Raw genomic sequence first — 12,040 nt, 5'->3', positions numbered from 1 at the left:
AGTGTCGAGCCGTCGACGCCACGCGAGCCGTCTGTGCTGTCTTGCCTTCTACCATGACGAGACATCCTCATGAAACGTTGGTGGAGTGGGGAGCGGTCGGGACGGTCCCGTCCGCAGGGGTAGAAAGGTGTGATCCATGTCACGTGTTCTCTCGACCGACGAGGCGAAGTCCGCGATCCAGCAGATCCAGTCGATCGTCAACGGCGGCCTCGCCGATCAGATCAGCCGGCTCGACGCACAGGGGCGGACACTGTCCGATCCGAACGTCTGGGACGGTCCGCTGGCCTCGCAGTTCCGCTCGTCGACCTGGCCGGAGACGAAGTCGGCCCTCGAGAAGGCCAAGCAGGAGCTCGAGGAGCTGCGCGGCCAGCTGGCGACGATCTCGCAGAACATCTTCGCCGCCGGCGGAGGGAGCTGACCGGCCGTCCCGCCCCTGCGTGCTCCGGCGAGCGGGGGCGGGACGTGCTCGTCGTCTCCTCGCTCCTTCCTCCGCGCACCTCCATCGGTGCGTCTCGGAGTGATCGGAGCGCTCTCGAGGAGGACGCGCCGATCGACTCGGTGGCGGAGGCGCGATCACCCGCCCGAGGGCGCTGATCAGCCGCCGTCCGCCGGCGTCGGCGAGACCGACTGCACGAAGTGGATCTCGCCGTCGAGGCTGACGAAGCCCCGGCCCACCGTGGGCGGGACGGGGAAGCGCCGCGGGATCTGCGCGCCGAGGAGAGTGCCGTCGTTGTCGACGTCGGGCTGGAGCAGCAGCACGGAGCGGGAGGCCGCCGCCTTCTTCGTCCAGTTCCCGAAATGGCTGCGGAGCTCGCTCGACCGGCCGGCCAGCACGACGCAGAGTCCCGGGCGACCCGACGAGACCAGCCTCATCAGCGCCTGGTCGGTGTCGTCCCAGCGCTCGGCGTCGTCGAGGAGGAGCAGCACGGGGCCCTCCTCCGTCGACAGCGACGCGAGGAGGGTGCGGAGCTCCTCCGCGCCCACAGCGAGTCGGTCGAGGTCGGCGCGCCTCAGCGGGGAGCGTCGATCGCACACTCCCCAGACGGCGACCGAGCCGGCGGCCCGCGCCGCCTCGGCCAGGGCGAGCAGCACGGTCGACTTGCCCGATCGGGCGGGTCCGGCGATGACGACGTGCTCGCCCTCGAAGACCTGGAACGCCAGCGGGGCGAGGTCCGACTCGCCGAGGCCGATCGGGAGCAGCCACGGCTCGCGATCGAAGCGGGCCTCGATCCCGAGCGCGCTCACGGCGACCCTGTCGGGAAGCGTGCCGACCGTGCTCGTCCTGCCGCGCGCATCCGGCCAGGCGGCCGCGAGCTCGGCGATCGCGTCGTCGAGACCGGCCCTCGGAGTCGCGACCTGCGTCTGCAGGAGCGACGAGGTGAGAACGCAGCGCCCCGGCACCGCTGCCGGCGCCTGCACCGGCTTCACCCCGGCGGCGGCGTAGTCCTGCGGGTCGGCGAGGCGGAACAGCCACTTCTGCGTCGTGACCTCCTCCATCACCGAGGGGATCGCCCTCGCCCGGGTGCTCGTCACCGCGAAGTGCAGGCCGAGCTCCGGTCCGTCGGCGTAGGCGCGGGTGAACGCCTCCATCAGAGCCAGGCCCTCCCAGTCCTGGAACTCGTCCTTCAGAGTCGCGAGTCCGTCGATGAGCACCAGCGCACGCCGGTGGCCCCCGGGCGATGCTCGGCGCCGGCGCACCTCGTCGCCCAGGTGACGGAGGAACCGGGTCTGCTTCTCGTGGGATCCGCCACCTGCTCCGGCGTAGGAGACGGTGTGCGGGAGTCGCGCGAGCGGGGCGGAGTCGCGGGAACCGGCATCGAGGACGTAGAGGTCGAGCTCGTCCGGAGGGAAGTGGCGGGCGGCCGTCAGTGCGATCGACGCGAGCACCGTGCTGGTGCCGCTGCCGGGGATGCCGATGAGGAGCAGGTTCCCCTCGCCCAGATCCCAGCCGGTCGGCGTCCGGCGCTGCCGGTCGGGGTCGTCCGAGAGTGCGACGTGCAGGACGTCGCCGACGACGCGACCGAGGTCGGACTCCTCCGCGCCGAACCCGCTGAGGGCCACGGTGTCCTCGAGCGGCTCCGGCCAGATCGGGCGGGGAGGGCCGAAGCCTGAAGCGGCGTCCGCCTCGACCACCGCGTCGATCAGGAGGTCGAGATCGGTCGGGGCCGTCTCGTCGGCGGCGACAGGGGAGGGGCCCTCGACGGGGACGCCCGTGGGTCCGACCGGGCGGACCTCGATCGCCTCGACGGCCGCCGCCTCCGCTCGACCGGTGACCAGCGCCGTCTGGACGGGCGAGATGTCGTTCTGGCCACGCTTCACATACGCCCGGCCGGTCTGGGAGCGGGAGATCCCGGCCGCGCTCGCGACTCCGATCACGTCGGCGGAGTCGTCCCGGCTCTGCACCCGGAGGGCGACGCGGAGGTTGGTGTTGGCGAGGATGTCGTCGTTCACCACTCCGGCCGGACGCTGGGTGGCGAGGATCATGTGCACGCCGAGCGTCCGGCCGACCGCGGCGACGCTCACGAGGGACGTCAGGACGTCGGGATGCTCCTTCGCGAGAACGGCGAACTCGTCGACGACGAGCAGGAGCCGCGGCATCGGCTCCGGCGGCGAGGTGGCCCAGTACGCGTCGAGGTCGTCGACACCCTCGCCGGCGGCGGCGAAGAGCCGCTGACGACGCCGCATCTCGGCCTCGAGCGAGCGCAGCGCGCGGTCGGCGAGCTGGGCGTCGAGGTTGCTGATGGTGCCGATCGTGTGCGGGAGCCGCTCGCAGGACGCGAACGCTGCACCCCCCTTGAAGTCGATGAGCACGAAGGTGAGGCGCGTCGGATCGTTCCAGGCCGCGAGGCCGGCCACGAAGGAGCGCAGGAACTCGCTCTTGCCCGAGCCCGTGGTGCCGCCGACCAGGCCGTGCGGGCCGTCGGCGACGAGATCGAGCACGAGCGGACCGTGCTCGGACGAGCCGACGGGCGCGCGCACGCCCCGGGCGCTCGACCACCACCCCCGGACGTCCGCGGCGGTCGGACGATCGGCGCCCAGGAGCGGCGGCAGCCGCACGAGCGCGGGGAGAGCCGCCCCCGCGGTGACGAGCTCCGGGTCCTCGAAGCGCGCCAGGTCGCGCGCACAGCGCTCGGCCGTGGAGGAGGCGAGACCGGCGAGCACCACGTCCTCGACGGTGATCCGCTCGTCGGGCCGGGAGAGGACCGCTGAGGCGTCAGCTCCGACCCGGACGACGACCGTGCAGGAGGCTGGGAGCTGCTCCTCCGACGCCGCGAGCACGAGGCCGGAGATCCGGATCGCCGTCTCGCGCTCGCCGCGGCCGAGTCCGAGGAGCTCGCGCGCCGGAGCGGCGCGTCCCTCGGTCAGCACGTCGGAGTCGAGCACCAGGAGCATGCGCGGCGAGTCCTCCTCGCGGAGGGCGCGGAGGAGCTCGGAGCTGCGGTCGCGCCGGTCGGAGAGTCGGCGTCCGCCCCCGGGCAGACGCGTGTGGGGGAGCCAGGAGGCCCAGCTCCAGTCGGAGTCGCGTCGCCGGTCGCAGAACACCCCGATCGCCAGGTCGGCCGGACCGCAGTGGACCGCCGCCTGGCAGAGCAGGCTCCTCGCCAGAGCGAGGCCGCCCTCGCGGTCGCCGACGATCCCGACGACGCCCGAGTCCGCGAGATCGATGGACACGGGCGCGCTCGGGACGACGCTCACCGCGAGGATCGCGCGCACCTCCTCCTCGAGCCGCGGCACTCCGCGCTGATCGAGCGGGGGAGACCACGGGACGTCGCCGACGCCGATGTGCAGGCGGAGCACATCGGCGGAGGTCGCGCGCCGCTGCCACAGCGACGTGGCGGGCAGCGCCGCCCGGCGGATCGTCGTCGCCGGGTCGGGCGCGTCCTCCTCGAGGCGGGCCCGTTCGACACGCGCGGAACGGGCGATGTCGTCGCGGAGCGTCTGCAGCGCCTCGCCGTAGCGCTGCTCCTCGGACCGGGTCGCTCGGGCGTGCCGGTGCCGCTGCTCGAACCACAGGCCCACCCCGGCCACGGGGCTGAGCGCGGCGAAGAGGGCGTAGCGCGTATCGCCCATGATGAGGACCATCGCGAAGGCGAGGACGAGCGGCGCGGCGACGGTGATCACGCTGAAGGTCGTGGCGGAGGCGATCTCGAGGCGGGCCGGCGGGACGACCGCCTCGCCGGCCGCCGGACGTCCCGGTCGCGGCGGCCGGTTGAAGGGCACGGTCGCCGTCGCGGTGACGTTGTCCGTGCTCCCCGGCTCGGGCGCGAGGAGCTCGGGAGGCGCGGGGCGCAGTCGGAGAGCCGCCCCACCGGCGATCACGACCACGGCGTCGGAGACGAGGACCCCGTCCCCGGTCGCGGAGACGCCGTCGACCAGAGTGCCGTTGGTGCTGTCGGCGTCGCGCACCCGCAGGCCGTCGCCCTCGCGGGTCACCGAGAAGTGCTCCCAGGAGGCGCTCGCCGTGTCGAGGACGACGTCGGCGTGCGGGGAGCGGCCCACGATCAGCGCACGGCCCCGCGGGATCTCGACCACGGCTCCCGCGCCGAGACCGCCCGACAGCACGGCCGTCCACCCGCGGGCCGCGGCAGGTCGGGGCAGGGGGGAGCGGGCGATCCGCGTTCCCTCGAGCAGCAGCAGATCGGCCAGCCGGGTCTCCACAGGATGCAGGGCGGTGTCGACGGCGAGGGCCGTCCCGGGCGGGAGGCGGTGCCCGGTGGCGGTGGCGATCAGCTCGCCGAGTGTCGCGGAGTCGCGGTGGCGGCCGAGGTCGATGTCGGAGCGGGTGCCGTCGAGATCGAGGAGGAGTCGCACCGGGGGCTCACGGTCGGGGCTGTCCGGCGAACCAGAGCAGCGGCGGGTCGGCGGGCCGCAGGCCGAGGCGCTGCGGCGAGGTGTGGAGGGGGAGTGCCGGGGCGTCCAGAGCGTGCGCGGCGCCGAAGTCGAGCGGCGGACCGGCGAGCCCGTCCGTCGGTCCGATCGTGGATCCCCGGAGTGCGGCGGCGACCGCCGAGGGTTCCCTGCTGCCTGCGACGGCCGCGGCTCGCACGAGCGCCACGACGGCGTCGTGGCTGGGGGCGTCCGCGACCGCGGCGAGATCGCGGAACGAACGGTCGCCGAGGAGGGTCGCCCGCGCGGCATCGTCGGCGGTCATCCGCACGGCCCCCAGGAACGCGGAGGCCGCGCGTCCGCGCTCGTCGCCGCGGAGGGCGACCGCGTCGCCGGAATCCGTGCCGATCGTCGTCAGATCTCCCGAGAGGGTGCCTCCGGCCGCGGCCAGGGCGGGAGCGAAGGCGGGGCTCAGCGCGTCGGGCGTGAGCAGGATCGGGACGGACGCCCCCGCCGCCTGCAGAGCGGCGACCGCCGTCGCCTGCGCCGCGGCGGGGCCGGACACGACGACGCGCTCGACCGCCAGCTCGCCCTCGAGGTGCGGGCGGGCGGCGGTGATGATCACGTCCGCGGTGGCGCCGGGATCGGCGGTCACCGTCGCGGCGGGCGAGAGACCGGTCGGGGTGCCTCCACCGGTGTCGACGAGGAGTACCCGGGCGCCGCCGCCGGCCTCCTCCACGAGTGCCGCGTCGGTCGAGGCGGTGTCGGGTCCGAGGGACCAGACGCCGTCGCCGGGCAGGGCGGGGTCGCCTCCGTACGGGAGGACGGCCGCTGTCCCCGCTGCCCGAGCGGCGTCCACGGCCGCAGCGGTGTGCATGCCGTAGGTCGCGAGGACGAGGCCGGACACGCCCTGGCCCGTCAGCTCCTCGACGGCGGCGCGGGCACCCTCGGGCGTCCCGTGGTCGTCGACGGCGACGAGACCGATCTCGCAGTCGCCCATCGCTGACCGGTGCGCTGCGACGACGGCACCGTTCGCCGCGTCCTTCCACTCCGCGCCCTCGCCCGGAGCCGAGCTGAGCGAGACCACCACCCCGAGCGTCAGCTGCTCGGGCACCCGGGCGCACGAGAAGCCGACCGGGAGAGCGGCGACCTCCGTCATCGGGGCGGACTGCGGGGGCAGGAGGGAGACGAGGGCACCGCTGACGCCGAGGAGGGCGACGGCGCCGCCGATCAGCATCGGGCTCCGTCGGGCGGTGCGGGGGTGCTGCGCCGCGCGCCTGCCCAGGCGGGTCATCGCTCGTCCCCGATCCGGAAGGAGTAGACCGTCCGGGTCCGCGTGCCCTCGGGCAGGTCGAGGTGGAACGCGGGAAGCTCATCCCCGGCGCGGAGGGAGGCCCGCTCCTGGGCCTGCGCCAGCAGGATGCCCGAGACGTCCTCGGATCGCACCGCGGCGTAGCCCCGTGCGCTCTGCGAGGCGAGGGCGAGCTGCACGTCGGCGGTGCCGACCTTCGCGGCACTCGTGGTCATCGATCCGAGCAGGCCGGAGCCGCCGACCGTCCGGTCGCCGAGGTCCAGGAGCACCTTGTGCAGATCGGCGGCGAGGAGCGCGGCGGCCGCGTCGGTGTCGCGGGTCGAGGCGTCGATCGTCGTCGCGATGCCGGCCAGGGAGGCGCGCGTCCGCTCGGAGACGGCCCCGCCAATCCGGGCCTCCGCGGTGCGGAGAGCCCGGTGCCCGGCGTCCACCGTCGCTGCACCGTCGGAGCGGATGCCGGAGGAGGCCGTGCGCAGGCTCGAGACCGACCGGTCGAACATCGCGACGACCGCGTCGGCGTCGGCGCCGGAGCGCGTCGAGATCCGCCGCACCTGCTCGTCGAGGAGTGCGGTTACCGCGGAGGCGGCGGCCGTGTCCGTCTCGGCGAACGCCTTCTGGATCGCCGGTGCGAGAGCGTCCTGCTGGGCGCCGAGAGCGTCGATGCGGGTGCCGAGGGCGTCGCGCTGAGCGGTCAGCGCGTCGACGCCGGTGCGGAGGGAGGCGAGCAGGCCGGTGAGGCGTGCGTCGTCCGAGCCGGCCGTCGCGCCGGCCTCGGCCATGCCGCTGCGGACCGTGGCGAGCGCGGCGCGCAGGGCGGCGAGGTCGGCACTCGCGCCGGTGCTGCCGACGGTGGAGGCGACGGCGGTCCACGCGTGGACCTGGTCGCTCAGCCGGTCGGCCAGGGGGGCCGGATAGCCGTCGGGAGCGTCGAGGCGGCCCGCGCCGGAGCAGGGCGTCGCGGTCAGGTAGGCGCGGAGCTCCTCGACGGAGCCCCGGGTCACCTCCACGGGTGCGCGCGTCGGGCGCCCGGTCGGCGTGGGTGCGGCAGCAGGGGACTGTGTCGCCGGCGACAGCTCGCAGAGCCGATCGGCCAGCTCCTGGTTCTGCGCCGACAGCGACCCCGTGCTGGTCGGCGTGCCGAGCTCGTCCAGGGCGGTCGTGGCGGCGGCGCCGACCGAGGCGACCGTCGTCTCCAGGCCCGCGGTGTCCGCGTCGAGCTCGTCCAGCGTCGCCGACAGGGCGGCGAGCGCCCGGGTGACGGATCCCTCCGGGTCGGCCAGGGTGTCCACCGAGGCCGACGCGGCGTCCACCCTGCTCGCGAGGGCGGCGAACCCGGCCTGCACGCCGTCCATCAGCTCCGGCTGCAGGGAGTCGACGAGGTCCTGCCCGCGATCGAGCATCCCGAGCAGCACGGTGTCGACGGCGGCTGCGGAGGCGGCGAGGGAGCATGTCATCGAGGGTGCCGTGCAGGTCTCGGCGGAGGGCTGTGCCGGCCCCGCGGCAGCACGGAGAGCCGCGACGACCTCGTCGCGGCAGGACTCGGCCGCGGTCCCGTACGCGTCGAGCTCGGCCGTGAGCCGTAGCAGCTCCGAGTGGATCGAGCCGGTGCGGCCGCCGTCGACGGCGAGTCCGCATCCGCTGCCCGAGACCGTCGGCGGCGGCACCGCGGCCGATGTGTCGCCCAGCAGGGCGTCCACCGCGTCGATCGCCTCGGACAGCTGCGCCAGCAGGCCGGACTCGGTGCCCGAGACCGTCGACGACAGCTGCGCCCGGAGCGCGCCGAGCTGCCCGGAGAGGCTCTGCATCGAGGCCGCCGTCGAGGCGGCGCCGGCCCGCAGCTCCTCGGCCGTGCGGACACCGAGAGTCTCGGAGGTCGCGTCGAGCGAGGCCCGCACCTCGGCGACGGTGGTGCCGGCCTGCGTCAGCAGGTCGTCCACCGCGGTGACGACCTCGATCGTGCGGCGCTCGAGGGCGAGCGGCGAGGCGTCGGAGGAGTCGAACGCGGCGCCCAGCGCCCCCTCGGTGGTCGGGTCGGTGCTCAGGCCGGGCTGGACCGCCAGGTCGAAGGCGGGGACGGCGAAGTCGGCGACGTCGGCGACGAGGGTCAGCGTCGCCGTCGCGCCACCGCCCGGGGGAGCGAGGAGAGCGGCCCACTGCACGACGGCGTCTCCGTGCTCGTCACGGCTGAGCACGCCGTTGGTGACGGCACCCGACTCGCTCTCGGTGACGACGCGACTCGGCGAGACGCCCGGCAGGACCGCGGAGGCTGCGATCGTCAGCGGAGCGCCGACGAGTGCACTGCGGCGGGCTGCACGACCGGCCGCGTCGAACGCGACCTCCTCGGGCCGGACCGTCAGGTTCTCCACCGCGAGCGAGATCTCGATCCGACCCGAGCGCCCGGCGAGGTCGGCCGGATCGGTGCCCGAGGCGTCGGCGGTGCGCCACGAGGGCCGGACACGGACCGGCAGGTCGGCGGCGACCTCGGGGGGATCGTAGACGGTGGTGGTCGCCGAGGTGTCGGACGGGTCGTCGCCGACGGCGAGGGCCGTCCCCTCGATCGCACGGACACCCCCGTCGGACGAGACGGCGACGGACACCGCCTGCAGCACCCTGGCGGCGGTGAGCGCCGGCTCCGGTGGCGTGCAGCCCGCCAGTACAGCTGCCACGACCGCGATCGCCGCTGCGGCCGTCGTCCTGCGAGCATTCGAGCGCACCCTGACCACCCCTCGTCCCGACGGGGCACCGGACGGTGCCGCTCACGTCGACATGAGAGATGCTCGCAGATGAGCGGAACCCCGAGAGCCGGTGGCGCACGATGACCTGCACCGCGCGCCCCGGGGTCAGACGAGCTTCAGCTTCTTGCGGAGCGCCTGCACGTGCCCGGTCGCCCGGACGCCGTACTGCGCGAACTCGAGCGCTCCCTCGGCTCCGACGACGAACGTCGAGCGCAGCACGCCGACGACGGTCTTGCCGTAGAGGCTCTTCTCGCCCCACACCGCGTACGCGCGGTGCACGGTCATGTCGGGGTCGCTCAGCAGCGGGTACGCGATGCCCTGGGCGTCGGCCCAGCGGCGCAGCGCCTCCGGGGCGTCCCGCGAGATCCCGAGGACCTCGTAGCCGGAGTCGCGGAGGGACGCCGCGTTGTCGCGGAAGTCGCAGGCCTCCGTGGTGCAGCCGGGGGTGTCGGCCTCGGGGTAGAAGAACAGAATGACGCGCCGTCCGCGGTAGTCCGCGAGCGAGACGGGCTCGCCGTCCTGGTTCGGCAGCGTGAACTCCGGAGCGGAGTCGCCGGCGGCGAGGCGCGCCTCGGCGGGGAGGGGGGAGAGGTCGGTCATCGTCTGCTTCCGTCGGTCGTGGCGAAGGTGGTCAGGAGGCGCTGGAGCGAGTCGAGGCGCTCCGGTCCGCTGGCGCCCAGCAGTCCGCCCTCGACCGCCTCGATGATGGCGCAGTCGGGGGAGTCGGGCAGGTGCGTGCAGCCGCGCGGGCAGTCCCGGGCGATCACGGCGAGGGTCGTGAACGCTCCGAGGATGTTGTCGGTGTTCACGTGGCCGAGTCCGAACGAGCGGACGCCGGGGGTGTCGATGACCCAGCCGTGCCGGTCGCCGCGCTCCACGCGGAGCGAGACGGTGGAGGACGAGGTGTGCCGACCGCGGCCCGTCACGGTGTTCACGCGCCCGATGGCCCGGTGCGCGTCCGGGACGAGCTTGTTCACGAGGGTGGACTTGCCGACTCCGGAGTGCCCGACGACCACGGTCTCGTGGCCGAGGAGGGCGTCGGCGATCTCGTCGACCGGCGGCTCGTCCTGGCTCGAGAGGAACACGCGGAGGTCGAGCCCCTCGAAGTTGCGGAGGAACGGGGCCGGGTCCGCGAGGTCGGTCTTGGTGATGCAGAGCATCGGAGTGATCCCGGCGTCGAAGGCGGCGACCAGGTAGCGGTCGACCAGCCGGGTCCGGGGCTCGGGGTCGGCGGCGGCCACCACGCAGAGCATCTGGTCGGCGTTGGCGACGATCACGCGCTCGATCGCGTCGGTGTCGTCGGCGCTGCGGCGGAGGAGGGTCGACCGCTCGCGGATGCGGACGATGCGGGCGAGCGTCCCCTCGTCGCCGCTGGAGTCCCCGACCACGTCGACGCGGTCGCCGGCCACGATCGCCTGGCGCCGCAGCTCGCGGGCCCGGGCCGCCGTGAACTCGTGCTCCTCGGGCGTCCCGTCGCCGATCATCACCGTGTAGCGACCCCGGTCGACGCCGAGCACCATCGCGATCTCGGCGTCCTCGTAGGCGGGCCTGTTCTTGGTCCGGGGCTTCGTGCCCTTCGGGTTCGGGCGAACCCGCGCGTCCGACTCGTCGTACCCGTCGAAGTCGTCGAGAGCACCGTCGGCGTCGAGGCCGCTGTCCGTCCACCACGACACGGGTCAGACCGATCCGGCGAGGGTCGTCCACAGCTCCGGGAACTGCGGGAGGGTCTTCGCTGTCGTCGCGACGTCCTCGATCACCACGCCGGGGACCACGAGGCCGATCAGAGCGCCGGCGTGGGCCATGCGGTGGTCGGAGTAGGTGCGCCAGCGGCCGCCGTGGAGCTCGGCGGGCTCGATGCGCAGACCGTCCTCGAGCTCCGTGACCCGGCCGCCGAGACCGGTGATCTCGGCGGCGAGGGCGGCGAGGCGGTCCGTCTCGTGGTGGCGGATGTGGCCGATCCCGGTCAGGGTGCTGGGAGTGGAGGCCAGCGCGGCGAGGGCGGCGAGGGCGGGGGCGAGCTCGCCTCCCTCCGACAGGTCGAGGTCCACGCCCAGGATCTCGTCGCCGCCGGTGACCACGAGGTCCTCGCCGTCGCGCTCGACGCGGGCGCCGAACAGCGGCAGGATCCGCTCGAGGTGCGCCCCGACCTGCGTGGTGACGGCCGGCCAGTGGCGAAGCCGGACGCGGCCGCCCGTGACGAGGGCCGCAGCGAGGAACGGCGCGGCGTTCGAGAGGTCGGGCTCGATCAGCACGTCGGCGCCGGCGATGGGCTGCGGCGCGACGGTCCACTCGCCGTCGGCGGGCGTGCCGACCTCGACGCCCCGTGCCGCCAGCGCGGCGACGGTCATGTCGATGTGGGGCCGGGAGGGGACGGCGCTGCCCTCGTGGCGCAGGTGCAGTCCCTCCTCGAAGCGGGCGCCGGCCAGCAGGAGCGCCGAGACGAACTGGCTCGACCGCGAGGCGTCGACGACGACGTCGCCGCCCCGGACGGCCCCGGACCCGTGGACGGTGAAGGGGAGCGCGCCGCGGCCGTCGTCGGCGACGTCGACGCCGAGCGCGCGGAGGGAGGCGATCGTCGCCCCCATCGGCCGCTTCGCCGCGTACGCGTCGCCGTCGAAGGTGGTGGGGCCGAGCGCGAGGCCGGCCAGCGGCGGGACGAAGCGCATCACGGTGCCCGCGAGCCCGCAGTCGATCGTCGTCGAGCCGAGCAGCTCCTCCGCGGGCTCCACGACCAGGTCGGCGCCGAAGCCGCCGGTCGAGCCGGACTCCCGGATCGTGGTGCCGAGCGAGCGCAGCGCCTCGACCATCAGGGCGCTGTCGCGGGAGTGCAGCGGCGCCCGCAGCGTGGAGGGCCCGTCGGCCAGAGCAGCGAGCACCAGCTCCCGGTTGGTCAGCGACTTGGAGCCGGGCAGGCCGACCTCGGCGTCGAGAGCGCCGGCCGCGAGGGGTGCGGGCCAGGCATCGTCGCCGGGGAGCGCACGGGCGTCGCCGTACGCATCGAACTCGGGGGCGGAATAACGCGAGAAGACCATCGGTTGTCAGAATAGTCGGCGCGCAGGGCGTCGTCAGGAGCGTGACGGAGGCGGAGCATGACGGCACCACCCCCGGTCCTCCGGAGCAGCAGGCCCGTCGCCCGGAGGCGCCCTCGCGCCGCAACCCCGGTCGT

7 protein-coding genes are annotated in these 12,040 nt (G+C 74.6%); 1 reads left to right on the top strand and 6 read right to left on the bottom strand.

What is annotated here, in order from left to right; translation table 11 throughout:
- Positions 1-136 precede the first annotated feature (136 nt).
- Entirely contained in the window at positions 137-418 is a 282-nt protein-coding gene (locus tag C5C99_RS03955; protein ID WP_104291592.1) for a pyrophosphorylase, read from the top strand.
- A 176-nt stretch (positions 419-594) separates the two neighbouring features.
- On the opposite strand, the gene C5C99_RS03950 is transcribed toward C5C99_RS03955, so the two are convergent.
- The 6 genes from C5C99_RS03950 to aroA form a co-directional block, all read right to left on the bottom strand.
- Positions 595-4,812 (bottom strand): FtsK/SpoIIIE domain-containing protein, encoded by a 4,218-nt coding sequence (locus C5C99_RS03950; RefSeq protein WP_104339625.1) that lies wholly within the window; start codon positions 4,810-4,812, stop codon positions 595-597.
- A gap of 7 nt (positions 4,813-4,819) precedes the next feature.
- Complete coding sequence (locus C5C99_RS03945; protein ID WP_146079408.1) at positions 4,820-6,121, bottom strand: hypothetical protein; 1,302 nt, start codon at positions 6,119-6,121, stop codon at positions 4,820-4,822.
- Entirely contained in the window at positions 6,118-8,805 is a 2,688-nt protein-coding gene (locus tag C5C99_RS03940; RefSeq protein ID WP_146085461.1) for a hypothetical protein, read from the bottom strand. The genes C5C99_RS03945 and C5C99_RS03940 overlap by 4 nt, the downstream gene beginning before the upstream one ends.
- A gap of 174 nt (positions 8,806-8,979) precedes the next feature.
- A complete protein-coding gene (bcp, locus tag C5C99_RS03935) occupies positions 8,980-9,474 on the bottom strand; it encodes a thioredoxin-dependent thiol peroxidase (protein ID WP_104232788.1) in 495 nt (164 codons plus the stop codon).
- A complete protein-coding gene (gene rsgA, locus C5C99_RS03930) occupies positions 9,471-10,547 on the bottom strand; it encodes a ribosome small subunit-dependent GTPase A (RefSeq protein WP_104224119.1) in 1,077 nt (358 codons plus the stop codon). The genes bcp and rsgA overlap by 4 nt, the downstream gene beginning before the upstream one ends.
- Positions 10,548-10,550: 3 nt before the next feature.
- Complete coding sequence (gene aroA / locus C5C99_RS03925) at positions 10,551-11,906, bottom strand: 3-phosphoshikimate 1-carboxyvinyltransferase (protein WP_104315125.1); 1,356 nt, start codon at positions 11,904-11,906, stop codon at positions 10,551-10,553.
- Positions 11,907-12,040: the final 134 nt, after the last annotated feature.

This window comes from Rathayibacter sp. AY1C4 (assembly GCF_002932195.1).
In the GTDB taxonomy this organism is placed as follows: Bacteria; Actinomycetota; Actinomycetes; order Actinomycetales; family Microbacteriaceae; genus Rathayibacter.
This window is presented reverse-complemented; position numbering and strand designations above follow the sequence as displayed.

Coding starts and splice junctions, on each gene's coding strand:
- C5C99_RS03955 (WP_104291592.1), top strand. CDS start 137: ATGTCACGTGTTCTCTCGACCGACGAGGCGAAGTCCGCGATCCAGCAG.
- C5C99_RS03945 (WP_146079408.1), bottom strand. CDS start 6,121: ATGACCCGCCTGGGCAGGCGCGCGGCGCAGCACCCCCGCACCGCCCGA.
- bcp (WP_104232788.1), bottom strand. CDS start 9,474: ATGACCGACCTCTCCCCCCTCCCCGCCGAGGCGCGCCTCGCCGCCGGC.
- aroA (WP_104315125.1), bottom strand. CDS start 11,906: ATGGTCTTCTCGCGTTATTCCGCCCCCGAGTTCGATGCGTACGGCGAC.